This is a genomic window from Sulfitobacter sp. S190 (assembly GCF_025141935.1).
GTDB lineage: Bacteria > Pseudomonadota > Alphaproteobacteria > Rhodobacterales > Rhodobacteraceae > Sulfitobacter.
The window spans coordinates 1,225,109-1,250,018 of sequence record NZ_CP081120.1 but is presented as its reverse complement, the minus strand read 5'-3'; the positions used below and the strand labels follow the sequence as shown (position 1 = coordinate 1,250,018).

Below are 24,910 nucleotides of genomic sequence, written 5' to 3'. Positions count from 1 at the left end.
CCGACTGCGCGCGCCACATGGGGGGATGTCTGCTCGCCCGCGCGCCGGATCTCTTGGTCTGATGAAATCGAGGTGCCTGTATGAAACCTGCTAGAGTTTTATTATTGCGTGGGGTCGTTTGGTGCCCCGTTGTCCCGCTCTCATCCGATGAACAAGGGATGCCACGGGAATTCATGGGTGACAACAGTTTTTTTCGTCAGTTCGTCGAAAATACAGTTAAAACGCCCGCTTTCGCACAGGAAAGACACAGAGAGGTCACCCCGTTTTTCCTTGATGATGGGCAGTCAGGCCAACTGAACAACTATATCTTGTGCCAAAACGGCCCGCAGAAATTTCGGCCCATAAATTCCCACTTTTTTTCGGCACATCCACCCTGCCACGGCATGTTCCCAATTCGTTCCGACGCACATCGGCAATTCCACCTCCCAATTTCGTGAATCGCGCCGCTTGTGACCCCCGCGCCCATCAAATCCCGTGCTGCCCATGATTTCCCATCCCGGCACCCGTCCCCTGCCCGTCGGCGACATTGCGGCGGCCGCGGGAACGGCACCTTGAACTTGGCAGGCAGGTCAGCGACACTGGCACAAAGCAAGGAAGCCGCCCCTTTGACCGCCGCCATCAGCCTTTTGCGTGACGCCACGCACCTGCTTCTCCGGCATCCGCTGGGCACGGTGCGCACCATCGCGCCTGCCCTGTGCCTGATGCTGCTGATCGCGCTGGCGGCCGCCGCCACCATGCCCGACCTTTTACTGCGCAGCTCGTTCGAGCGGCTTTCCGGCAGTGCCGATAATGTTCTGGGCACCGCGCTCCTGATGATCGGCTTCGTGCTCAGCTACGCGCTCATGGCAATCCTGTGGCACCGTCATACCCTGCGCGAGGCAAAGGACAGGCCGCTCGATCTGTCGATGATGTACGGCTATCTGTGGCGGGTCGTCCTTCTGGGCCTCATCCAACTGGGCTTCAGCGTCGCCATCGTCATGCCTCTTCTGGTGGCCACGGTCAGCGGCGGCGCAGGCAGCCCGCAGCCCAGCACCCTCACCATGCTTATCGTCAGCTTCGCGGCCCACGCGGTTGTGCTGTGGCTCTCGCTGCGGCTCAGCCTGATCCTGCCCGCCGCCGCCGTTGGCCGCCCGCTCTCGCTCGCCGACAGCTGGACCCGCACCGCAGGTGTGTCGCGCACGCTTTGGGCCGTGGCGGTCGCCCTCACGCTCATCAGCACCGCGCTGACCGGCACGATCCAGCTGCTGGCCCAACGCGCCACCACGGCTGCGGTGGCGGTTGAACTGCCGCTGACCATCGTCGAAGGGCTGTTGATCTTCAGCGTGCTCTCGGCCCTTTACGCCCGCCTGATACAGAACGTGCGCCCGCGCGCCTGACGGGCGGCTTCAGGCCATACCGCCGTCGATCAGACCTCTGGCGATCTGCGCAAAGGCGTCGGCCATCGGCCCCTCACCCGCCGCCACCGGCGTGCCCCCGTCCGCCGCCAGCCGCGTCTCCAGATCGATCGGCAAGGCCCCTAACAAGGGCACCCCGATGTTTTCCGCCTCGGCAATCACCCCGCCGCGCCCGAAAATCTGGTGCTCGGATCCGCAATCGGGGCACACAAAGGTCGACATGTTCTCGATCATGCCCAGCACCGGCGTTTTCAGCGTGGCAAACATATCGAGCGCCTTGCGCGCATCGATCAGCGCCACATCCTGCGGGGTCGAGACGACAATCGCGCCAGTCAGCTCGGACTTGGTGCACAGCGTCAACTGCACATCCCCCGTTCCGGGCGGCAGATCGACCAGCAGCACATCCAGCTCGCCCCATTCCACCTGCCCCAGCATCTGTTGCAGCGCGCCCATCAGCATCGGGCCCCGCCAGACAACGGCCTTGCCCTCTTCCATCATGAACCCGATCGACATCAGCGTCACACCGTGGGACTGGAGCGGAATGATCGTCTTGCCGTCCGGGCTGGCCGGGCGCTTGTTGACACCCATCATGCGCGGCTGGCTCGGCCCATAGATGTCGGCATCCAGAAGCCCCACCTTGCGCCCCTGTTTCGCCAGCGCCACCGCGAGGTTGGAGCTGACCGTCGATTTGCCAACGCCGCCCTTGCCGGACCCGATGGCGATGATGCGCTGGACGCCCGATGGCTTGGTCGGGCCTTCCTGCGGCTTGGGGTGCCCCCCGATCTTCAGGCTGGGGGGGGCTGCGGGCTTGGCGGCGGGGCCGTGGGCCGTCAGCGCCACGCTTGCCTGGCTCACCCCCGGCAGATCGGCCACCAGCTTCTCAGCCGCGTCGCGGATCGGCCCCATCGCGCGGGCCACATCCGCATCGGGGGCCTCGATGACAAACCGCACCCGGTCTCCCTCGACCGTCAGCGCGCGCACCATGTCATGGGCCACAAGGCTGCGCCCGTCGGGCAACTGGATGCGCTCCAACGCGCTGATGATCGATTCTTTGCTGACGGCCATGCGACACATCTCCTCTGGTTGGGTTTGACATGGCATATCGTACGGCCAGCACAAGGGGATTGCGGCACAGTTGCACAGGAATTCGGCATCCTGCCCGTTTTTCGAACACGCACGTCATGATTGTGCTGCATGGCAGCATTGCAAATTTTTTGAGTTGTGCAGTCGCAGCATTTCAAGCTACCAATGAGGTACGAAAACAATCCTCCCGATAGTTTTCATAATTTCCAAGAGGCGCCCACCTCCTCCCGGGCCAACCTCTTCTTTCGGCGGCGACATCTTCCTCCTCCCTGATGTCGCCGCCATTTTTTTGCCCCCACGTCACTTTGCATGCACCGCCCTCGAACGCCCCGTCTGCCCGTGCGTCTGCATGTTTTTCAGTGACTTAGGGGCAACTTCTCCCATGCAGTTTTTGCATATCGGGGTTGAACATATGGCGATTGAAGCACGCCCGCTTTTGCTTAGATAACGGTCACAACAGACGAACATGAACCGAAAGAGAATAGAACATGACATATTACAGCGATACAAACACCGCTCCCGCATCCGCTCTTAGCCGCATCGCAGCATTCTTCGACGGCCTGAACACCCGCCGCCGTCAATACCGCGTGTACCGCCAGACGTTCAACGAACTGGCCGAGCTGAACAACCGCGAACTGGCGGACCTGGGTCTGTCGCGCAGCGACATCCGCCGCGTCTCGCGCGAAGCGGCAGGCATCGCGTCCTGAATCTACCGGAATACCGTCAGCCGATCCTCCCATCGGCTGGCGGCATAGAGCGCCACGGCAGAGTCTCGCCTCCCCGATGACCCCATGGCGCAAAAGATGCGGGTCGGTCCAACCCTCCCTTTAGGACCGCTCTGCATCGCAAAAAGGACGGCGACACCTTCCTCCCAAGGTGTCGCCGTTTCTACGTGCAAACCCTCGCGCCGCTAGGGCGCCGGCACCGCTTCCAGAATATCGCCGGGCTGGCACTCCAGCACATCGCAAATCTTCGCCAGTGTCTCGAACCGCACGCCTTTGACCTTGCCGGATTTCAGCAGGCTCATGTTCTGCACCGTGATCCCCACCGCCGCAGCAAGATCCTTCGACTTCATCTTGCGCCGCGCCAGCATCACGTCCAATCGCACCACGATCTGCATCACACGAACGCCTCGTTCTCGCGGGCGATGCGGATCGCTTCGCGCATGACCACCCCGAAAAACACGAAACAGATGCCGCTGAAGGCCAGCCCGATGTTGCCCCCGTCATACCAGAAGCGCAGGCCCAACGGCCCCTCGGCGTTGTGCCACGACCGGATCATCGGGCTCAGCGCACCGGCCAGCAGCGCGCATAGCGACGATGCCACCGTGAACGCGCCCATCCACACGATCCGGTGCGCGATTTTCGGATCGAACACAACGCCCGCGCGCAGCAGCCACAAAATGCCCAGCGCCGTCAGGTAGGCCGCAATGCCCAGCATCACAGGCAGGCTCCACACCGCGGTAAACACCACCCGTGTGCCAAAGGCGATGTCCGCCTGCGGGTCGACCCAGATATCGTTGCGGGTCCACGCCTGCGGATCGCGCCAGACCAGATCATACAGCCACGCAAGCTCGTGGTAGGGGTAAATCACCAGCATCGGCAGCACCAACAGCATCGCCAAATGGGAAAGGAACCGGATCCTGCGCATTTCCGCCGCTCCAAAAATTATCGTTTTACATTAATTTTTCATCGTGCAACCCTATCATATAGCGGCACGCACGACATACAAGCCGCCTCTCATTCTGAACGGAGACTGCTCGATGCGACTTAAATTCTCCTCTGTGTCCGCGCTCGCCCTGTGCCTTGCCACCGCCCTGGGCGCCGATACCCCCAAGGATGTCACGACCTACGGCTTTGACGTGGTCTTTGCCCGCAACCCCGACGTCACCCTGTCGGAATTCCAGGAAAAGGGCCTGCGCAAATTTCGCGAGATGGACGCCTATTTCGGCGCGCTTTTCGTGTCTGAGGACGGCAACGCGTACCAACATTTCGTCAACTGGCACGATCTGACGCTGGTCAAACAAGCCGCCCGCAAAGGCTGCGAGATGATCTCGCGCGGCAGCCCGTGCTACCTGTCCACGGTCAGCGTGCCGGCGGGCTATGATCCCAACGGGCCGACCGAACCGGGTCTCGGCCTATGGGCGCTGCGGGATTGGCAGAACGAATACCTACCGAAGCAGGAATCGGGCTCTTTCGGCGCCTTTGCCGTGTCGAACTCCGCGCATCAGGGCTATTCACACGGCTGGTTCTCCGCAGAGGAGGCACGCGAGGCGGCCATCGCCTATTGCAAGGCCGCCGTGGCGCAGGATCTTGCCGGTCTCGGCATCGAAGGACGCGCCTACGCGCTCGCCCGCGGCTTTGACCGCTGCACGATCATCGACGAACGCCGGACTCCCTGATCGGGCCACACAGATTTAGAACGGAACGTCGTCCGCACCGGTCAAAAAGCGGCCGACGACCTTCTTGGTCCCCGCCTTTTCGAACGCGACCTCCAGCTTGTCGCCCTCCACCCCGATGATCGACCCATAGCCGAACTTCTGGTGGAACACCCGCTCGCCGACGGTGAAGCTGCTCACCGCTGACGCATCGATGGTCATGTTGCGCGATTCTGCCGGTTGGGTCATGCCCCGCTGGCCCGACCGCGCCTGCAACCGCCGCCAACCCGGCGAGTTATAGACATTCGCCTCCGCGGCCTGCTCGTGCAGCGTGCTTTTGGGCATCGCGGCACCGTATCCCCCACCGTAAAGCCCCGGCGGCGTCAGCACGTCGACATGCGCCTCGGGCAGCTCGTCAATGAACCGCGACGGCATCGCCGACTGCCATTGCCCGAATATCTGGCGGTTGCCGACAAAGGAAATGGTACAGATTTCCTCGGCCCGCGTGATCCCCACATAGGCCAGCCGTCGTTCCTCCTCCAGCCCCTTGAGACCGCTTTCATCCATCGACCGCTGCGACGGGAAAAGTCCGTCCTCCCAACCGGGCAGAAACACCGCCGGAAATTCCAGCCCCTTGGCCGCGTGCAACGTCATGATCGACACTTTCTCGGCGGCATCTTCCTGCTCGTTGTCCATGATCAGGCTGACATGCTCGAGAAATCCCTGAAGGTTCTCGAACTGGTCGAGCGCCTTGACCAGCTCCTTGAGGTTCTCCAGCCGTCCGGGCGCCTCCGGCGTCTTGTCGTTCTGCCACATCCCCGTATAGCCGCTCTCATCGAGGATGATCTCGGCAAGCTCCACGTGGCTGACTTCGGGGGGGCCGTACGCGACCCGCTCGGCAGGCGTCGGCCCGGTGTCGATCACCGAATCGTCCTGCACTTCGATGCGCGGCCCCCGCAGCATCCCCGACCACCGCTCGATCCCGTCGATCAACAACCGCAGCTGCGCCGCGCCCTTGCCGGTCAGCCCGTTGTCGGCCAGCAGGATCCGCGCGCCCTCCACAAGGTTCGTGCCATGCGCGCGCGCCGTCATCTGTATCTTCTGCTGCGCCTTGTCACCCAACCCGCGTTTTGGCGTGTTCACAATGCGCTCGAACGCCAGATCATCGTCGGGCGAGGTCACCACCCGGAAATACGCCATCGCGTCGCGGATCTCCATCCGCTCGTAAAACCGCGGGCCGCCGATCACGCGGTAGGGCAACCCGATGGTCAGGAACCGGTCCTCGAACGCGCGCATCTGGTGGCTGGCGCGCACAAGAATGGCAATTTCGTCTAATCCAAAGCCAAATGGAACAGGTATATTATCTCGTCCGGCTTCGCTCAATGTTTGGCTACGCTTTAGATTCACCTCATGGATGTCGCCCTGTGGGTGCTTAGAAACTGTACCACCTTTCGCTCTACGTTCAGACTCTTGCTGTGAATCGCTTGAGCGTACGTTGTCGCGGAACCTGTATTTTCCTCGCCCAGAATGAGCGTCCTCGATCTCCTCGCCAATCCAGCGCGCCTCTTCCTCGCCATCCCAGTGACCGATCAGCCGGACCTTCTCGCCCTCCTGCGCCTCGGTCCACAACGTCTTGCCCAAGCGGCCCGCATTGCCCGCGATCACACCGGATGCCGCGGCCAGAATATGCGGGGTGGAGCGGTAGTTCTGCTCCAGCCGGACCACGTGGGCACCGGGAAAATCCTTTTCAAACCGCAGGATATTGCCCACTTCCGCCCCGCGCCAGCCATAGATCGACTGGTCGTCGTCCCCCACGCAGCAGATGTTCTTATGCCCGCTGGCCAGCAGCCGCAGCCACAGGTACTGCGCCACGTTGGTATCCTGGTATTCATCCACAAGGATGTGTTTGAACCAGCGCTGGTACTGCGCCAGCACATCGTCGTGGGTCTGGAAAATCGTGACCATATGCAGCAGCAGATCACCGAAATCGCAGGCGTTGAGCGCCTTGAGCCGCGCCTGATAGGCGGCGTAAATCTCGACGCCCTTGTGATTATAGGCCCCCGCATCCGCGCTTGGCACCTTGTCGGGCGTGATCGCGCGGTTCTTCCAGTCGTCGATGATCCCCGACAGCATCCGCGCAGGCCAGCGTTTGTCGTCGATGCCTTCCGCCGAAATCAACTGCTTGAGCAGCCGCAGCTGATCGTCGGTGTCCAGAATGGTGAAATTCGATTTCAATCCCGCCAGTTCCGCGTGCCGCCGCAACAGTTTGACACAGATCGCGTGGAACGTGCCCAGCCAGCGCATCCCGTCCGCCGACTGGCCCAGCATCGCGCCCACACGGTTCTTCATCTCGCGCGCGGCCTTGTTGGTAAACGTCACGGCCAGAATCTCGTTGGGCTGGGCCCGACCGGTATTGAGCAGATGCACGATCCGCGCCGTCAGGGCGCGCGTCTTGCCCGTGCCCGCCCCGGCCAGCATCAGCACAGGACCATCCAACCTCTCGACCGCCTCGCGCTGCGCGGGGTTGAGACCGTCCAGATAAGGCTGCGGGCGCGCCGCCATCGCGCGGGCCGACAGCGAAGCGCCCTCGAAGGCGTCGTTTTCGTCAAAGCTGCTCATAGTGTTTCATACCCCGACACGCCCCAAAGGGGAAGCCACGTTCTGCCTTCGTTCCAACCCGCTGCGCTGCTTTGGCCCACTGGACAAGCGGCGCATCGCTTGCGCAAATGCGCGCATGGATCTGCACGCCTCATACCCCGCCCTGCCCGACCTGCGCAAACGGGCAAAACGCCGTATCCCGAAATTTGTGTGGGAATACCTCGACAGCGGCACCGGCGACGAGGCGACGAAACGGCGCAACCGGGCCGGGCTGGACCGGATCGGCATGATGCCCTCGGTGCTGCACGGCGAATTCACGCCCGATCTGGGCACCTCGCTCATGGGGCGCGACCTGCCGTTGCCGTTCGGAATCGCGCCGATCGGCATGTCGGGGCTGATGTGGCCCGACGCCGAGGGGCACCTGGCCCGCGCCGCGGCCCGCACCGGCATTCCCTACTGCATCTCGACCGTCGCCACCCAAAGCCCCGAAGACATCGCCCCCCATCTGGGCGACAACGCGTGGTTCCAGATGTATCCCCCCCGCGATCCCGACATCCGGCGCGACATGCTGGCGCGCGCCGAAACCGCCGGCTTCGATACGCTGGTGCTTACGGTGGATGTCCCCGTGGCCAGCCGCCGCGAACGGCAGGTCCGCTCGGGGCTGACCAATCCGCCCCGCCTGACACCGCGGCTTCTGGCGCAGGTGGCGATGTGCCCCGCCTGGGCCAGCGGCATGGCCAGACGCGGCATGCCGCACATGCGCGGGCTGGACAAATACGTGAACGCGGCCAGCGACGGCAAGGACCCCACCGCCCACGTGGGCTACCTGCTGCGCACCTCGCCCGACTGGGCCTATGTCGACTGGCTGCGCGACAACTGGCAGGGCAAGCTGCTGGTCAAGGGCGTGCTGCGCGCGCAGGACGCCGCGCGGCTGGACAAGGCAGGCGTCGATGGCATCTGGGTGTCGAACCACGCAGGCCGCCAGTTCGACGGGGCGCCCGCGGCGATTGACACGCTGGCCCCCATCCGCGCCGCCACCGACCTGCCCCTGATCTTCGACAGCGGGATCGAGGGCGGGCTCGACATCCTGCGCGCACTGGCACTCGGGGCCGATTTCGTGATGCTGGGGCGCGCGTTCCACTTCGCGCTCGCGGCACTTGGCCCCGCGGGCATCGACCACCTCATCGACATCCTGCGCAAGGATCTGGTGTCCAACATGGGCCAGCTGGGCGCGCGCACATTGCGTGACCTGCCTGCGCCGCTTACGCTGGGCTGATCACTGGGGGCGCAGGCTCACGCTGCCCGGCGCGACAAAGCGGAACGCCACATCGCCGGGCGGAAAGGGCCGCCCGTCAAACCCGACAGAGCTGACGATGTAATCGTCGCCGCCCTCGAAATACCGCGTACACACACCGCCCCCGAATTGACCCAGCAACAGCCGCGTCGCCTCGAGCAGGAACAACCCCGCCCCTTCGGTTTGCGGATCGGCCAGACGGATATCCTCGGCCCGCGCACAGGCCGCACCGTCGCGCAGCTGCAACCGGCTGACCAGATTGACCCGCTCGACCGACGCACCGCTCAGACTGCGCACCGCCCCGGTTTCGCGGGTGGTCATCACGTCGCCCCGGATCGACGTGCTCACCAGCGACGCGCAACTATTGGTTCCGCTCTGGTACTCGATACAGGCCAGCTTGCCGGGGTTTTCGGCAATCAGCGTCCTGATCGCAACCGGCGATCCCTTGGGCAGCGTATCGAAACCGCCCGGCACCGTCTGCACGCACCCCGCCAGCATCATCCCCGCCATCAGGGCCGCACCCCGTTTCATCATCCGCCGCATAGCTGCTCCTCTTCGCGTCTGCCGCCAGCTTAGCGGATGGGCGGCCCGGCTCAACCTCGCGTTCACACCCTGCCCAAAAATTACGCACCCGCACACGATCGGGCGGCCTGCGGGCGCTCTGGCGCTTGCACACCCGCCCGAATTAAAGCAGTTGATAGCGCAAACAGGCGCTATACTACCCAGAAACACGCATTGCCCCGTCCCGACATATCCGCCAAAACCCCTGCATCGCCCCTAGCGTAAAGGCTGACAGACATGACCGACTTCTCCAAAATCCTCATTGCAAACCGCGGCGAAATCGCCATCCGCATCATGCGGGCTGCCAATGAAATGGGCAAAAAGACGGTCGCCGTCTTCGCGGAAGAGGACAAACTGGGCCTGCACCGGTTCAAGGCGGATGAAGCCTACCGCATCGGCAAGGATCTGGGGCCGGTGGCGGCCTATCTGTCGATTGACGAAATGATCCGCGTCGCCAAGGAAAGCGGCGCCGACGCGATCCACCCGGGCTACGGCCTGCTGTCGGAAAACCCCGATTTCGTGGACGCCTGTGCGCAAAACGGCATCACCTTCATCGGACCCAAGGCCGAAACCATGCGCGCGCTGGGGGACAAGGCATCGGCCCGCCGCGTGGCCATCGCGGCCGGCGTTCCCGTCATCCCCGCAACCGAGGTGCTGGGCGACGACATGAAGGCGATCAAGGCCGAGGCCAAGGACATCGGCTATCCCCTGATGCTCAAGGCCAGCTGGGGCGGCGGCGGGCGCGGCATGCGCCCCATCCAGTCCGAAGACGAGCTGGAAGAAAAAGTCCGCGAGGGCCGCCGCGAGGCCGAAGCCGCCTTTGGCAACGGCGAAGGCTATCTCGAAAAGATGATCCTCAAGGCTCGCCACGTCGAGGTCCAGATCCTCGGCGACACCCACGGCGAGATCTATCACCTCTACGAGCGCGACTGCTCTGTCCAGCGGCGCAACCAGAAGGTCGTGGAACGCGCCCCCGCCCCCTACCTGACCGAAGACCAGCGCGCCGAGATCTGCGAACTGGGCCGCAAGATCTGCGCCCACGTGAACTACGAATGCGCGGGCACCGTCGAATTCCTGATGGATATGGACGACGGCAAATTCTACTTCATCGAGGTCAACCCCCGCGTTCAGGTCGAACATACCGTCACCGAAGAAGTTACCGGCATCGACATCGTGCGCGCCCAGATTCTGATTGCCGAGGGCAAGACGATCGCCGAAGCCACCGGCAAGGCCAAACAATCCGACATCGTGCTGACCGGCCACGCATTGCAAACCCGGATCACCACCGAAGACCCGCAAAACAACTTCATTCCCGACTACGGCCGCCTGACCGCTTACCGCTCGGCCACCGGCATGGGCATCCGTCTGGACGGCGGCACCGCCTATGCGGGCGGGGTCATCACCCGCTACTACGACAGCCTGCTCACCAAGGTCACGGCCAAGGCGCCGACGCCCGAAATGGCCATCGCGCGGATGGACCGCGCCCTGCGCGAATTCCGCATCCGCGGCGTCAGCACCAATATCGCCTTCGTGGAAAACCTGCTCAAGCACCCGACGTTCCTCGACAACACCTACCACACCAAGTTCATCGACGAGACGCCGGACCTGTTCAACTTCAAGGCCCGTCAGGACCGCGGCACCAAGGTGCTGACCTACATCGCCGACATCACCGTGAACGGGCATCCCGAAACCAAGGACAAACCGGTCCCGGCGCGCGCCCACCGCCTGCCGCTGCCACCCGAACCTGCGGCAGAGCCGATGATGGGCACCCGCAACCTGCTGGAGCAGAAAGGCCCGCAAGCCGTGGCCGACTGGATGAAACAGCAACGCCAACTGCTGATCACCGACACCACCATGCGCGACGGGCACCAGTCGCTGCTGGCCACACGGATGCGCAGCCACGACATGATCGCGGTCGCCCCGTCCTATGCCGCCAACCTGCCGCAGCTTTTCTCGATGGAATGCTGGGGCGGCGCGACATTCGACGTGGCCTACCGGTTCTTGCAGGAATGCCCGTGGCAGCGCCTGCGCGATCTGCGCGAACGCATGCCCAACATCATGACGCAAATGCTGCTGCGCGGCTCCAACGGGGTGGGCTACACGAACTACCCCGACAACGTGGTGCAGGAATTCGTGCGCGTCGCGGCCCAGACCGGCGTCGACGTGTTCCGCGTGTTCGACAGCCTCAACTGGGTGGAAAACATGCGCGTCGCGATGGATGCGGTGCTCGACAGCGGCAAGATCTGCGAAGGCACGGTCTGCTACACCGGTGACATTTACGACCCCGACCGCGCGAAATACGATCTGAAATACTACGTGGCCATGGGCAAGGAACTGCGCGACGCGGGCGCCCATGTGCTGGGGCTCAAGGACATGGCGGGGCTGCTGAAGCCCGCGCAGGCACGCCAGCTCGTGCGCACCCTGAAATCCGAGGTCGGCCTGCCCATCCACTTCCACACCCACGACACGGCCGGCATCGCGACCGCCACCATCCTCGCGGCGAGCGAAGCGGGCGTGGACGCGGTCGATTGCGCGATGGATGCGTTTTCGGGCAACACTTCGCAGGCCACGCTCGGCTCGGTCGTCGAGGCGCTGCGCCACACCGACCGCGACACCGGGCTCGACATGGGCCACGTGCGCGAAATCTCCGACTACTGGGAAGAAGTCCGCCACCAGTACCGCGCATTCGAAACCGGCATGCAGGCCCCCTCCTCCGAGGTCTATCTTCACGAAATGCCCGGCGGCCAGTTCACCAACCTCAAGGCGCAGGCCGCCTCGCTGGGGCTCGAAGAACGCTGGCCCGAAGTGGCCCGCACCTACAGCGACGTGAACCAGATGTTCGGTGATATCGTCAAGGTCACGCCCTCGTCCAAAGTGGTCGGCGACATGGCCCTGATGATGGTGTCGCAGGGCCTGACCCGCGCACAGGTCGAAGACCCCGACACCGACGTCAGCTTCCCCGACAGCGTCGTGGACATGATGCGCGGCAACCTTGGCCAGCCTCCCGGCGGCTTTCCCTACGGCATCGTCGACAAGGTGCTCAAGGGCGAGAAACCCAACACCGAACGGCCCGGCAAGCACCTCGCCCCCGTCGATCTCGAAGCGACGCGCAAACAGCTGTCCGAAGAACTCAACGGCATGGAAATCGACGACGAGGATCTGTCGGGCTACCTGATGTATCCCAAGGTGTTTCTCGACTACATGGGCCGCCACCGCACCTATGGCCCCGTGCGCAGCCTGCCCACGCCGACGTTCTTTTACGGGATGGAGCCGGGCGAGGAAATCTCCGCCGAAATCGACCCGGGCAAGACGCTGGAAATCCGGCTGCAGGCCGTGGGCGAAACCAACGAGGACGGCGAGGTCAAGGTGTTCTTCGAACTCAACGGCCAGCCCCGCGTGATCCGTGTGCCCAACCGTCTGGTCAAGGCGACCACGATCCAGCGCCCCAAGGCCGAAACCGGCAACGCCAACCACATCGGGGCGCCCATGCCGGGCGTGGTCGCAACCGTGGGCGCCACCGTGGGCCAGCAGGTCAAGGAAGGCGATCTGCTGCTCACCATCGAGGCGATGAAGATGGAAACCGGCATCCACGCCGAACGCGACGCGACCGTGAAGGCCGTGCATGTTGCCGCCGGCGGCCAGATCGACGCAAAGGATCTGCTGGTTGAACTGGAATGACTGACCCCACCGCGCCGCAAGGCTTTCCTGTCGACGCGGTGATCACCTGGGTGGATGGCACCGATCCGGCACTGCTTGCCAAACGCACGCGGTTCCTGCGGGCGGGCGAAGAGCGCGTGCACGAAAAGGCATGCGACACCACGCGCTTTGCCGACGAGGGCGAATTGCGCTGGTGCATCGCCTCCATTCTCGCCTACGCGCCCTATATCCGGCGCATCTGGGTCGTCACCGACGGCCAGCGCCCCGCCCTGATCGACGACATGATCGGCGCGGGGCTGATCACCGCGGACCGGCTGCGGGTGGTGGATCACACCGATATGTTCGGCACCCACGCCCACCACCTGCCGACGTTCTGCTCGCTGACGATCGAAACAATGCTGTGGAACATCGACGGGCTGGCCGAACACTTCGTGTCGTTCAACGATGACTTCTTTCTCAACCGGCCCTGTCCGGCAGATACCTTCTTCGACGCGCGGGGCCTGCCCGTAATCTGGGGTGGGCGGGAGCCGCATAAACTGCGCCACCGGCTGATCCACGCCCGCGCCCGCCTGATGCAGCTGCTGGGCACCGGCCGCCAGCCCAGCCCCGGCTACGGGCTGTCGCAATCGCTGGGCGCGCGGCTGGGCGGCGAAACGGGCACTTACGTGCGCAGCCACCACACCCCCCGGCCCTTGCGGCGCAGCACGCTGCGCGATTTCTACGCCGCCCACCCCGACACGCTGACGCAACAGCTGCGCTGCCGTTTTCGCCACCACACCCAGCATTTTCCGGTCACGCTGGCCAATACGCTGGAACTGCGCGCGCACGGCGCCTCCTACGCGGGCGTGCCCGACATGGTCTATGTGCACGCCGACGGTCTGGCCGCGGACGATCCGGTGCTGGACCGGCTGGCGGGTGACACCGCCCCCTTCGGCTGTATCCAGTCGCTCGACTGTGCAACCGACGCCACCGCCGCGCGGATCGAAAGCATCATGGCCCGCAAACTCGCCGATTTCCTGCCCCCGCGCGAACCCGACTGACACAGCTGTGCGAAAAACCCGCCGCTCTGCGCAATTTTCTCTTGCAGCATTTTGCGCGGGGCGATAGATCGGCCTGACTAACGGGATGCGGGCGTAGCTCAGGGGTAGAGCATAACCTTGCCAAGGTTAGGGTCGGGCGTTCGAATCGCCTCGCCCGCTCCAGTTAGAAGCGCATAACCCCACGCGCTTACGGCAGGGCCACCCATCGGGTGGCCCTTCGTCGTTTCGGGGGGGCCGGATCGACACCCCTCAGCCGCGCCGCACAGTCCCGAAATTTTTCGGCAAACCCTCTTGCGCCCTTTTCGCGTGGCGGCTAAATCAGCCTCACCAACGGAACGCGGGCGTAGCTCAGGGGTAGAGCATAACCTTGCCAAGGTTAGGGTCGGGCGTTCGAATCGCCTCGCCCGCTCCAGTTGGCCGCCTGACCCCACAGGCATCGCGACAGGGCCGCCCTCCGGGGTGGCCCTGCGTCGTTTCAGACCTCCTCATCTGTACCGCAAAAACAACAGGTTACACCGCCGTGCCGGGACCGCTCGACATTCGGCACCCCACCCGATACCCGGCAAGGTAGTGAACCTTCACACCAACGATCGCGCAAACGCGACCCGAAAGAGCAGTACCATGACCCAGTATTTTCCCGCCCTCGCCGGCGCCCTCCTTCTGTCCGCCACGGCCGCCCACGCGGTCGAAGTGACCGGCGGCTCCATCAAACTCGGCTTCTCGGCCTTCACCGAAGACACCAGCGTCAATGCCCTGAGCATCGAAGGCTCCATCGAGGCCGCATTCAACCGCAGCTTCAGCGTACAGGCCGACCTCGGTTTCCACGACTTCGGCGAAACCGACGTCGACAGCCACAACCTGTCGCTCCACGCCATCTACCACGTGAACGACACCACCTCCTTTGGCGCCTTCTATACCGCAGAAGACATTGAAGGGGCCGATCTTGACCTCTTCGGCGTCGAAGCGGGCTATGAAATGGACCGGCTGGAATTCGAAGGCTACTTCGGTACCGGCGATTTCGACGATGCCTCGGACGTGGACGGCGACATCTTCGGCGCCTCCGCCCGCTACGAATTCGAAAACGGGCTCGGCCTGACCGGCAGCTTCGACAGCTTCGATGTGGATAACGCCTTCGATCTGACGCGCGTGGCGATCAAACTGGACCTTGACGTGACCGATCAGGTCAACCTCTACCTCGAAGTCGGCAGCGCGGACATCGACGTCGACGGCATCAGCGCCTCCGAAACATTCGTCGGTCTGGGCGGCAAGATCGCGTTCGGCGCAGAGCGCGGCGCAACCTTCGAACAGCGCGGCATCTCGCGCCTGCTGCCCGGTCTCTGACCCGCCGCAGCAGGATCACATTTAAAGGGCAGCCCGCAACGGCTGCCCTTTTTTCGTGCCACCACAGCCGTCTATCCCGCGTGCCGACACATCGACCGTTAGCGCCAACAATTCCTGTTTATTTTACGCGCGCAAAAGGTCATACTGCCGCAACGCTCACCTGATCCAAGGAAACCACCCATGATCCTGTCCTGCGGCGAAGCATTGATCGACATGGTGCCCGACACCACGGCAAACGGCACCGCGGCCTTCGTGCCCCATTCGGGCGGCGCGGTGCTGAACACGGCCGTTGCGCTGGGGCGCCTGGGTGTCCCGTCGGGGTTCTTTGCGGGTCTGTCGACCGACATGTTCGGCGCGCAGCTGATGGCCCATCTGGATGCCAGTCACGTCAGCCACGCGCTCTGTCCGCGCAGCGACGCGCCCAGCACGTTGGCTTTCGTGCAACTGGTCAACGGTCAGGCGAAATACGCGTTTTTTGACGAAAACACCGCCCTGCGCGGCCTTGCCCCGTCCGACATCCCCGCCCTGCCGGACGACATCGACGCGTTGTTCTTCGGGGGGATCTCGCTGGCCTACGGGGCCTGCGCGGACACCTACGAGACGATGATGACCACGGCCGCCGCCACCCATGTCACCATGATCGACCCCAACATCCGCCCCGGTTTCATCCGCGACGAAGCCGCCTTTCGCGCCCGGCTCGACCGGATGATCGCCGCCGCAGATATCGTCAAACTCAGCGACGAGGATCTCGCATGGCTCAGCGGCAGCGACGACATCGCGCCGGCGGCCCGCGCCCTGCTGGCGCGCGGCCCCAAACTGGTGCTGATCACGCAAGGGGCCGAGGGGGCCACCGCCTATCACGCCAGTCACGAGGTTTTCGTGCCCGCCACCCCCGTCGATCTGAGCGCGTCCGACACCATCGGCGCGGGCGATACGTTCAACGCGGGCGCGCTGGCGCATCTGCACCGGGCGGGCGCATTGGCCAAAGACGCGCTGGCCGCCGCCGATGACGCGCTCCTGCGCGGCACGCTGGACCTTGCCATCCGCGCCGCAGCCGTCACAGTGTCGCGCAAGGGCGCCAATCCACCGTGGGCGTCCGAACTGGACTGAAGGACGCCCCATGGCCGACACCGTGACAACCCACGACGCCGAGGAAGACAGCCGCAACCGCGACATCCGCATCTACGTGAACGGCGACATCGTGCACCGCGACGACGCCAAGGTGTCGGTCTACGACAGCGGCTTCATGCTGGGCGACGGCATGTGGGAAGGCATGCGGCTCTATGACGGCATCTGGGCCTTCTTCGACGAACATATGGACCGCTTCATGGGCAGTTGCAAAGCGGTGTCGCTCGACATCGGCATGGACCGCGCCGGGCTGGCCCGCGCGCTGGCCGAAACGGCGGCGGCCAACGACATGCACACCGACGTGCACTGCCGCCTGATGCTGACCCGCGGCACCAAGGTCAAACCGTTCCAGCACCCGTCCCTGTCGCGCAGCGGCCCGACGCTGGTGATCATCATGGAACACTCCAAACCCGCCGAAACGCTCGGCACCCAGGGCATCCGGCTGGCGACCGTCCCGCAGGTCCGCGGCCTCCCGATGAGCCAGGACGCCAAGTACAACAGCCACTCCAAACTCAACTGCGTCATCGCCTGCCTTCAGGCCGAACAGGCGGGCGCCGACGAGGGGCTGATGCTTGATCCGCATGGTTTCGTGAATACCACAAACGCCTGCAACTTCTTCATCGTGCGGCGGGGCGAGGTGTGGACCTCGACGGGCGACTACTGCATGAACGGCGTCACTCGGCAAAAGGTCATCGACCTGTGCCGCGAAAACGGCATCCCGGTCTTTGAACGCAACTATTCGCTCTTTGATGCCTACAGCGCCGACGAGGCATTCCTGACCGGCACCTTCGGGGCGCAGACCCGTGTCAGCGAAATCGACGGCAAACCCATCGGCGACGGCACCTCACCCGTGACCACCCGCATCCGCATGCTCTACAAACAGCTCATCGATGCCCACGTGGCACAGGAGCAGGCCGCGCGCGCGTGACGCGCGCGGATCTCTCGCGGATCTCTCGGGCGCGGATCACGCCGCGGCGGCGTTGCGCGACCGGATGAACATCACGTAATACAGCACCGGCGCCGCGATCAGCGTCAGGATCGACGCAAACGCGAGACCGCCCATGATGGTCACCGCCATCGACTGGAAAAACGCGTCCCAGATCAGCGGGATCATCCCCAGAATGGTGGTGGCCGCCGCCAGAATCACGGGGCGCACCCGCGATGTCGATGCCTCCACGATGCTGTCGATCAGCGGCGCTTGCGGCTTTTCGCGGCGCACGATGTCGATCTCCTCGACCAGAACGATCCCGTTCTTGATGAGCATCCCCGACAGGGACAACAGGCCCAGCAGCGCCGTGAACGTGAACGGCAATCCCGTCCCCAGCAGCCCCAGCGACACCCCGTTGACGCTCATCGGGACCAGCAGCCAGATGATCAGCGGCTGGCGCAGCGCGTTGAACAACAGCACCGAAATCAGCACCATCACCAGCAGGCTCAGCGGCAATTGCTTGTTGAGGCTGGCCTGCGCGTCCGACGAACTCTCCAATTCGCCGCCCCACTCCATGCGGTACCCCGCAGGCAGCTGCATCTCCTCGATGGTCTGCGTCACCTGCGCCTGCACTTCCGAGGCCGTCAGCCCCTTGCGCACATCGGCGCCCACCGTGATGGTCAGCACCCGGTCGCGGCGCATCATCAGCGTGTTCTGCGGCTCAAACACCATCCCGTCGATGACCTGCTCGAGCGGAACAAAGCTCTGCCCCGTCTCGGAATAGACCACCTGATCGGTCAGCGCGAGCCCGGCATCGGGATCGTTGCGCAACAGGATCGGGATCTGGCGTTCGCCCTCGCGGTACACACCGCCCTCGATGCCATCGGTGGCAAAGCGGAACGCATCGGTGATCGTATCGCGCGTGATGCCGGCCTGCTGGCCGCGGTCTGTGGCATAGACGGGGCGCAACACCTGCTCCATCTCGCGCCAGTCGATGCGCGGCGCGACAATATCGTCGGACGCGGCGATCATGCGGGCCATCGCCTCATCGGCCAGATTGCGCAGGATTTCGGGCTCCGGCCCCGACAAACGCGCCTCGATCGGATCACCGCCCCCCGGACCAAAGGCCAGCCGTTTCGCGCGCAATTCGCCCTGCGGCACCGTCGCGTCGGCATAGGCGCGCAGCCCGTCGATCAACGGCGCGATTTCTTCGATACCCGGCGTGCGCACGATGATGTGGCCATAGCTGGGGTTGGGGTCCTCCGCCTGATAGGTCAGCATGAAGCGGTCACCGCCCTGCCCGACATAGGCGGTCGTCGACACCACGTCCTCCTGCTCCAGCAACCACTCCTCCAGCAGCGCCAGATCGCGCGATGTCTCGAAAATCGACGCCCCCTGCCGCAGCTTGTAGTCCACAAAGAACAGCGGCGTGTTGCTGTCGGGGAAAAACTGCTGCTTGATCGACCCGAACAGACCGATGCACACCACCGTGATCACCACCAGCGCGGCCAGCACCACGTACCACAGCCGGATACAGGCCCGCAGGAACGTCCCGTAGGCGCGGAAGATCAGACCGCCATAGGCATCGTCATCCCCGCCTTCGGTCCCCTGCTTGAAAAAGTAATGCCCCAGCAGCGGCGTCACCGTCAGCGCCAGCACCCACGACAACATCAGCGAAATGCCGATGACGGCAAACAGCGAGAACAGGAACTCACCGGTCGAATCCGGCGACAGACCGATGCCCGCAAACGCCATGATCCCGATCACCGTAGCGCCTAGCAGCGGAATCTGCGTCTTGCCCGCCGCCTCCGATGCGGCCTCGCGCGATGTCTTGCCGCGCCGCATGCTGATCTGCATGCCCTCCGCGACCACGATGGCGTTGTCCACCAGCATCCCCATCGCGATGATCAACGCGCCCAGCGAAATACGCTCCATCTCGATGGAGAACAGCGCCATGAACAACAGTGTCCCCACCACCGTCAGCAGCAGCGTGGTGCCCACCACCACCGCCGCGCGCGGGCCCATGAACACCGCCAGAACGACCACCACGATCGCCACCGACATCGCCAGATTGACCAGAAAATCGTTCGACGCTTCCTCGACCACCACGTGTTGCTGGTAAATCGGGTTCAGCTTGACCCCCAGCGGGATGGCCGGAGCCAGCTCCGCCAGCTTGGCATCGGCCCGTTTGCCCACATCCACGATGTTTTCCGTCGCAATTCCCGCAATCCCCAGCGTGAAGGCGTCCTCGCCATTGTGACGCACCATCAAACTCGGGGTCAGCTCGCGGCTGCGGTACACATCGGCAAAATCGAACAGGTTCAGGATCTCGCCGCCCACACCCACCGTCAGACCCGCAATCTCGGACACCGTGTCGTTGCCCTCCGGCCCCTGGATCAGGGTCCGGCCCTGCGTGCCTTGCAAGGTGCCGCCGTCCACCACGGTATCGGCCCCCGCAATCGCACCCACGATGGCCGCCGGTGGCACGTTCTGGTTGGTCATGATGACCAGATCGGGCTCCACGAGGATCACCTCGTTGGGCACCCCCGACAGGCTCACATCGGCCACCCCCTCCACGGTCAGCAATTCGCGCCGCAGATAAGTCGCCAGCTCGTATTTCTCGCGGTCGGTATAGCCCGGCGCCGTCACCGCATAGTAGATGCCAAACACATCGCCGAACCCGTCGTTGACAAAGGGCCGCTGCGCCCCCGAGGGCAGGCGCGTGCCGTTGACCTCCTGACGCAGCTTGGTCCAGATCTGCGGCAAGGCAGAGCCGTCGTACTGGTCCTTCATGTCTACCGTGATCCAGCTGAGGCCCGGCTGGTTCATCGACCTGATTTCCTTGACCTCCGCCATCGTCTGGATCGACGATTCAAGCGGCTCGGTCACCTCGCGGGCGACCTGTGCCGCGCTGGCACCGGGGTATTCGGTGACCACCACGGCCGTCTTGATCGTGAACGCCGGATCCTCCAGCCGGCCCAGCGAAAAGAACCCCCAGATGCCTCCGAAAAGGCAGCCGAGGATCAAAAGCCACGTCATCAGCGGGCGGTTGATCGATCCTTGTGCAATGTTCATGTGCCCGCCCTCAGTTCGCGAAACCGGTAAAGCGGCGCACCGCCGCCCCGTCGTCCAGCTGGTTGGCACCGCTCACCACGATCTCCTGACCGTCCTGCAACCCCGCCGTCACCGCCACATCGCCCGTGGCGGTCGGCGTGATCTCGACAGGCACACGGCTGACCGTGCCCTCGGCAGCACCCGCCGGCTCGAACACCATGACCGTCGCCGTGCCGTCATTGGCCGTCACCACCGCCGACCCCGGCACGCTGATCGCCCCGCCAGCGTCCCCGAACAGCGTCGCCGTCACCGTCACCGACGATCCGGGCAGAATCGTCAGCCCCTCGGGCGGCGCCATGCCCAGCGTAATCTTGAAGGTCTGGCCGACCTGGCTTGTCTCGGCGGTAAATTCACGGATCTGCAGCTCGAACGGCGTGTCGACCGACGGGAACCGCGCCATCAGCTTGACCTGCGTCTCGCTGCTGGCCCGCTGGAACAGGATTTCCGGCACCTCGATCTCGACCCGCAAATCGGACATGTCATGCAGGCGCGCCACCGGCGTTCCCGCCGCCACCGTGGCGAACTGCGCGATGTTGCGGCTCGCCACCAGACCGTCAAAAGGCGACGTCAGCTTGGCATCACTCAGCGACCGCTCCGCGTTTTCCACCGCGATACGCGCCAGCTCCGCCTGCGTCTGGGCATCGTCAACCGTCACCTGACTGACCGTGCTGCCCTGCAGCTTCTCCAGCCGCTCCAGCGTCCGGTTCGCCTGATCCAGCTGCACCCGCGCCTGATCCAGCGCCAATTCGAACGGGCGCAGATCCAGCTCGGCGACCAATGCCCCCTGCGGCAGCGGCTGGCCTTCGATAATCGGCAGCTTCATCACCTGCCCGCCCACCTGAAACGCCAGATCGACGGTCTCTTTGGCCACGACATTGCCGAAAAACTGCCGGACCTGCTCACCCGATTGCACCTGCACCGGCGCGATTTTGACAAGCGGGCCTGCCTCCTGCGCGGCAAGGCTGACGGGAAAAGCGGCCAACAGGCATATCGCAAGGGCAGTGCGGATCATGGAATCACTCCGTTCTAAATGTCTTTCGTTCAATTCCGGTGCGCCAACGCCCGCACACACGGGGCGAAGACTACGCAAAGTGAACTCTTCGGTTCACTTATAAAACTTCGACGCGCGGCTCAACCCCTAGTTGATCGGGAACCGCTTCAGACAGATCGGCGCATTGCGCTGGTAATCCATCAATGTCTCTTCCAGATCGCGGCGGTCCCGCACCACGGCAAGCGCCCGCTTCTTTTCGGCCCAGGTGCCGCTGACGTGCCGCTCCAGCATCAGAATGCTGATCGACAGCAAAACGTCGCGCTCGGTGGCGGTCATCAGGTCCGAGGCATGCAGGGTGATGCCGGTGGTCGCCATCATGTTGGCACACCGCAACGCCGACGCCTCCTGCCCCTCGTAGGTGCGCGCCGCCTGCACGGGCGACGTCATGCCGCACAGCACCAGGCCGACAAGCAGCCCCAACGCGCGCATCAAAAGACCTTGAATGTCATGGTGGTCAGGGACCGTTCGATCCCCTCGATATCCAGCAGCTTGTCGTTGATATAGACGCCGACATCCTCGCCCGCCGGAATGTAAAGCTTCATCAGCAGATCGAAATCACCCGATGTGGAATAGAGCTCCGAATGGATTTCTCGCAGCGCGATCGCCTCGGCCACCCTGTAGGTGCTGCCCGGCGTGCAGCGGATCTGGATAAAAACACAGGTGCTCATGGATCGCTCCGTAAATTCGACCGGCAAAGCGTGGCACGAAGGCGGCAGCGCCGCAATCCCTCATCGGTGCCGTATCGCGGCCCTTGGCGCGGCGCACCCGCCTGTTATAAGGGCGCTCATCATGACACCGGAGAGCCAGATGCGCCAGGCCAAGATCACCCGCAAGACCGCCGAAACCGACATCAGCGTCGAGATTAATCTCGACGGTACAGGGGTTTACGACAACCAGACCGGTATCGGCTTCTTTGACCACATGCTCGACCAGCTCTCGCGCCACGCGCTCATCGACATGACCGTGCGCTGCACCGGCGACCTGCATATCGACGATCACCACTCTGTTGAAGATGTAGGCATTGCGCTGGGTCAGGCGCTCACACAGGCGATGGGCGACAAACGCGGCATCGTGCGCTACGGCAGTTGCCTGCTGCCGATGGACGATGCGCTGGTGCGCGCGGCCCTCGATCTGTCCGCGCGCCCCTTTCTGGTGTGGAACCTGCACATGCCCACGGGCAAGATCGGTACCTTCGACACCGAACTGGTGCGCGAATTCTTTCAGGCTTTTGCCACGCACGGCGGCATCACTTTGCACGTGGACCAGCTGCACGGGCTCAACAGCCACCACATCGCCGAAGCGGCCTTCAAGGCGGTCGCCCGCGCCCTGCGCGACGCGCTCGAAACCGATCCGCGCAAAACCGACGCGATCCCCTCGACCAAGGGCGCGCTGTGATGCGCACCGCGATCATCGACTACGAAAGCGGCAATCTGCACTCGGCGCACAAAGCCTTCGAACGGATGGCCCGCGAAACCGGTGCGGGCGACGTGATCGTCACCGATGACGCCGATGTGGTGGCCGCGGCCGACCGCATCGTGTTGCCCGGCGACGGCGCCTTTCCCGCCTGCATGGCCGCACTCAAGGGGCACCGCGGCCTGCATGACGCAATGGTCGAGGCCGTCGTGACCCGCGGCCGCCCCTTTCTGGGCATCTGCGTCGGCATGCAGCTGATGGCAAGCCGGGGCCGCGAATACGAAGATACCCCCGGTCTGGGCTGGATCGCGGGCGACGTGACCCGCATCACCCCCGCCGACGCGACACTCAAGGTGCCGCACATGGGCTGGAACGATCTGGTCCTCGATGCGCCCCATCCGGTATTCGACGGGATCAGCAGCGGCGATCACACCTATTTCGTGCACAGCTACCACATGGCCGTGTCCGATCCGGCCCAGCGGCTCGCCCATGTAGACTACGCCACCGAGGTCACCGCCGTGATCGGCCGCGACAACATGATCGGGATGCAGTTCCACCCCGAGAAAAGCCAGACCACGGGGCTGCGGATGATCTCCAACTTCCTGCGCTGGACACCCTGAGCGCGGGCACGACGAAAAAAAGGCGCGCGTACCAACCGGTGCGCGCGCCCTTTTCAACCTGTCACAGCGTTCAGTTGACGCGGCTCCAGGTCTGCTTCTTGCAGATCGGACCGACACAGCCCGACACCTTCAGCGCATTGCCCGACAGCGACATCTTGGACTTGTAGACCTTGCCGGTGGACGGCTGCCAGATCTTGCCGTTCTTGTAGGATCCGCCGCCTTGCGACTGCATGTCCCACACCAGCTGCTTGCCGATGTTGGCGGATTTGAACTCGCCCGAGCTGTTGAACGTGCGCGCGATGGTGCCACACAGGGCCGCGCCGCATTTCGACATTTTGACATAGGCATAATTGCCGTCATCAACCTGGGTTTTCCACGTGCCGATGGCAGGATCGGCAAAGGCGGCACCGGCAAAGCCGACGGCGATCGCGGCGGCTGCAATAAGACGTTTCATGATGTTCCTCCCTTGAACTGGCCATACCTTGGGCAACAGCCCCTTTTCAGGCAAGACTGACGTTGGGTCGCGTTGCACATCGCGGCCAACCGTGCAATTTGGGCGCAAACCGCTGACAAGGGATGCGCCGCATGATCCTCTACCCCGCAATCGATCTCAAGGACGGCCAGGCCGTGCGCCTCGTGCACGGCGACATGTCCCGCTCCACCGTGTTCAATGACGATCCCGCCGCACAGGCCCGCGCCTTCGTGGACGCAGGCTGCAGCTGGCTGCACCTGGTCGATCTCAACGGCGCCTTCGCGGGCAGCCCCGTCAACGCCGCCCCCGTAGAGGCGATCCTCAAGGCCTGCCCCGTGCCCGCGCAACTGGGCGGCGGCATCCGCGACATGGCCACCATCGAGGGCTGGCTGGACAAGGGGCTGGCCCGCGTCATCCTCGGCACCGTGGCGGTCGAAAACCCCGATCTGGTGCGCGAAGCCGCCCGCGCCTTCCCCGACCGCGTGGCCGTGGGGATCGACGCGCGCAACGGACGTGTCGCGACCAAGGGCTGGGCCGAAGAAACCGACGTGATGGTCACCGAGCTGGCCAAATCCTTCGAAGACGCCGGCGTGGCGGCGATCATCTACACCGACATCCTGCGCGACGGCGCGATGGGCGGCCCCAACGTGGCTGCCACCGCCGATCTGGCCCGCACGGTCTCCATTCCGGTGATCGCCTCGGGCGGCGTCTCGTCGCTCGACGACCTCGAGGCGCTCAAATCCACCGGTGTGATCGAGGGCGCGATCTCGGGGCGCGCGCTCTACGACGGCGCCATCGATCTGGCACAGGCGCTCGACACCCTGCGCGACGGCTGATCT

21 protein-coding genes, 2 tRNA genes and 1 pseudogene are annotated in these 24,910 nt (G+C 64.1%); 14 read left to right on the top strand and 10 right to left on the bottom strand.

Features of this window, described 5'->3' with window-relative positions; all coding sequences use genetic code 11:
- The first annotated feature begins 605 nt into the window (after positions 1 to 605).
- Complete coding sequence (locus K3756_RS06465) at positions 606 to 1,376, top strand: hypothetical protein (protein ID WP_259992045.1); 771 nt, start codon at positions 606 to 608, stop codon at positions 1,374 to 1,376.
- 9 nt (positions 1,377 to 1,385) lie between these two features.
- Here the strand turns inward: K3756_RS06465 and K3756_RS06460 are convergent, their stop codons facing one another.
- A complete protein-coding gene (locus K3756_RS06460; protein WP_259992043.1) occupies positions 1,386 to 2,459 on the bottom strand; it encodes an Mrp/NBP35 family ATP-binding protein in 1,074 nt (357 codons plus the stop codon).
- Between the two features lie 506 nt (positions 2,460 to 2,965).
- Between K3756_RS06460 and K3756_RS06455 the strand changes: the two genes are divergently transcribed.
- Positions 2,966 to 3,184: a DUF1127 domain-containing protein gene (locus K3756_RS06455; protein ID WP_259992041.1), complete on the top strand. Its 219-nt coding sequence runs from the start codon at positions 2,966 to 2,968 to the stop codon at positions 3,182 to 3,184.
- A gap of 203 nt (positions 3,185 to 3,387) precedes the next feature.
- Here K3756_RS06455 and K3756_RS06450 read toward each other — a convergent pair whose 3' ends face one another.
- The gene (locus K3756_RS06450; protein WP_259992040.1) at positions 3,388 to 3,597 is read right to left on the bottom strand and encodes a helix-turn-helix transcriptional regulator; all 210 of its coding nucleotides are present in this window, start codon (positions 3,595 to 3,597) and stop codon (positions 3,388 to 3,390) included.
- The gene (locus K3756_RS06445; protein ID WP_259992038.1) at positions 3,597 to 4,127 is read right to left on the bottom strand and encodes a hypothetical protein; all 531 of its coding nucleotides are present in this window, start codon (positions 4,125 to 4,127) and stop codon (positions 3,597 to 3,599) included. Before K3756_RS06445 ends, K3756_RS06450 begins: the two co-directional genes overlap by 1 nt.
- Positions 4,128 to 4,239: 112 nt before the next feature.
- Here K3756_RS06445 and K3756_RS06440 point away from each other — a divergent pair, with 112 nt between their 5' ends.
- Positions 4,240 to 4,878 (top strand): hypothetical protein, encoded by a 639-nt coding sequence (locus K3756_RS06440; RefSeq protein ID WP_259992036.1) that lies wholly within the window; start codon positions 4,240 to 4,242, stop codon positions 4,876 to 4,878.
- Positions 4,879 to 4,893: 15 nt separating this feature from the next.
- On the opposite strand, the gene K3756_RS06435 is transcribed toward K3756_RS06440, so the two are convergent.
- The gene (locus K3756_RS06435; RefSeq protein ID WP_259992034.1) at positions 4,894 to 7,473 is read right to left on the bottom strand and encodes an ATP-dependent helicase; all 2,580 of its coding nucleotides are present in this window, start codon (positions 7,471 to 7,473) and stop codon (positions 4,894 to 4,896) included.
- Positions 7,474 to 7,588: 115 nt separating this feature from the next.
- Between K3756_RS06435 and K3756_RS06430 the strand changes: the two genes are divergently transcribed.
- Positions 7,589 to 8,728, top strand: a complete 1,140-nt coding sequence (locus K3756_RS06430) for an alpha-hydroxy acid oxidase (RefSeq protein ID WP_259992033.1) — start codon at positions 7,589 to 7,591, stop codon at positions 8,726 to 8,728.
- Here K3756_RS06430 and K3756_RS06425 read toward each other — a convergent pair whose 3' ends face one another.
- Positions 8,729 to 9,289 carry a hypothetical protein gene (locus tag K3756_RS06425; protein ID WP_259992031.1) on the bottom strand — a complete coding sequence of 187 codons (561 nt, stop codon included), beginning with the start codon at positions 9,287 to 9,289 and terminating at the stop codon, positions 8,729 to 8,731. It lies immediately after the preceding gene.
- Positions 9,290 to 9,544: 255 nt separating this feature from the next.
- On the opposite strand from K3756_RS06425, the gene K3756_RS06420 reads away from it, so the two are divergent.
- The 7 genes and pseudogenes from K3756_RS06420 (at position 9,545) to K3756_RS06390 (ending at position 17,401) form a co-directional block, all read left to right on the top strand.
- On the top strand, positions 9,545 to 12,985 hold the full coding sequence (locus tag K3756_RS06420) for a pyruvate carboxylase (RefSeq protein ID WP_259992029.1): 3,441 nt from the start codon (positions 9,545 to 9,547) through the stop codon (positions 12,983 to 12,985).
- Complete coding sequence (locus K3756_RS06415) at positions 12,982 to 14,004, top strand: stealth family protein (protein WP_259992027.1); 1,023 nt, start codon at positions 12,982 to 12,984, stop codon at positions 14,002 to 14,004. The genes K3756_RS06420 and K3756_RS06415 overlap by 4 nt, the downstream gene beginning before the upstream one ends.
- Before the next feature lie 87 nt (positions 14,005 to 14,091).
- Positions 14,092 to 14,166 (top strand) — tRNA-Gly (locus K3756_RS06410).
- 175 nt (positions 14,167 to 14,341) lie between these two features.
- Positions 14,342 to 14,416 (top strand) — tRNA-Gly (locus tag K3756_RS06405).
- Positions 14,416 to 15,345 (top strand): annotated as a pseudogene (locus K3756_RS06400) (porin); the annotation flags it as partial. The gene K3756_RS06405 and the pseudogene K3756_RS06400, both read left to right, overlap by 1 nt.
- 180 nt (positions 15,346 to 15,525) lie before the next feature.
- Complete coding sequence (locus K3756_RS06395) at positions 15,526 to 16,455, top strand: carbohydrate kinase (protein WP_259992025.1); 930 nt, start codon at positions 15,526 to 15,528, stop codon at positions 16,453 to 16,455.
- Between the two features lie 10 nt (positions 16,456 to 16,465).
- Positions 16,466 to 17,401, top strand: coding sequence for an aminotransferase class IV (locus tag K3756_RS06390; RefSeq protein WP_259992023.1), 936 nt, complete (start codon positions 16,466 to 16,468; stop codon positions 17,399 to 17,401).
- A gap of 36 nt (positions 17,402 to 17,437) precedes the next feature.
- On the opposite strand, the gene K3756_RS06385 is transcribed toward K3756_RS06390, so the two are convergent.
- The 4 genes from K3756_RS06385 to K3756_RS06370 form a co-directional block, all read right to left on the bottom strand.
- On the bottom strand, positions 17,438 to 20,476 hold the full coding sequence (locus K3756_RS06385; RefSeq protein WP_259992021.1) for an efflux RND transporter permease subunit: 3,039 nt from the start codon (positions 20,474 to 20,476) through the stop codon (positions 17,438 to 17,440).
- 10 nt (positions 20,477 to 20,486) lie between these two features.
- Positions 20,487 to 21,527: an efflux RND transporter periplasmic adaptor subunit gene (locus K3756_RS06380; RefSeq protein WP_259992019.1), complete on the bottom strand. Its 1,041-nt coding sequence runs from the start codon at positions 21,525 to 21,527 to the stop codon at positions 20,487 to 20,489.
- 126 nt (positions 21,528 to 21,653) lie between these two features.
- On the bottom strand, positions 21,654 to 21,995 hold the full coding sequence (locus tag K3756_RS06375) for a hypothetical protein (protein WP_259992017.1): 342 nt from the start codon (positions 21,993 to 21,995) through the stop codon (positions 21,654 to 21,656).
- Positions 21,995 to 22,234 (bottom strand): Lrp/AsnC ligand binding domain-containing protein, encoded by a 240-nt coding sequence (locus tag K3756_RS06370; protein ID WP_259992015.1) that lies wholly within the window; start codon positions 22,232 to 22,234, stop codon positions 21,995 to 21,997. Before K3756_RS06370 ends, K3756_RS06375 begins: the two co-directional genes overlap by 1 nt.
- A 139-nt stretch (positions 22,235 to 22,373) precedes the next feature.
- On the opposite strand from K3756_RS06370, the gene hisB reads away from it, so the two are divergent.
- Positions 22,374 to 22,961: an imidazoleglycerol-phosphate dehydratase HisB gene (hisB, locus tag K3756_RS06365; protein ID WP_259993500.1), complete on the top strand. Its 588-nt coding sequence runs from the start codon at positions 22,374 to 22,376 to the stop codon at positions 22,959 to 22,961.
- Positions 22,961 to 23,599, top strand: a complete 639-nt coding sequence (gene hisH / locus K3756_RS06360; RefSeq protein ID WP_259992013.1) for an imidazole glycerol phosphate synthase subunit HisH — start codon at positions 22,961 to 22,963, stop codon at positions 23,597 to 23,599. The genes hisB and hisH overlap by 1 nt, the downstream gene beginning before the upstream one ends.
- Before the next feature lie 70 nt (positions 23,600 to 23,669).
- Here hisH and K3756_RS06355 read toward each other — a convergent pair whose 3' ends face one another.
- On the bottom strand, positions 23,670 to 24,053 hold the full coding sequence (locus K3756_RS06355) for a DUF2147 domain-containing protein (RefSeq protein ID WP_259992011.1): 384 nt from the start codon (positions 24,051 to 24,053) through the stop codon (positions 23,670 to 23,672).
- Between the two features lie 131 nt (positions 24,054 to 24,184).
- On the opposite strand from K3756_RS06355, the gene hisA reads away from it, so the two are divergent.
- Complete coding sequence (gene hisA / locus K3756_RS06350) at positions 24,185 to 24,907, top strand: 1-(5-phosphoribosyl)-5-[(5-phosphoribosylamino)methylideneamino]imidazole-4-carboxamide isomerase (protein ID WP_259992009.1); 723 nt, start codon at positions 24,185 to 24,187, stop codon at positions 24,905 to 24,907.
- Positions 24,908 to 24,910 lie beyond the last annotated feature (3 nt).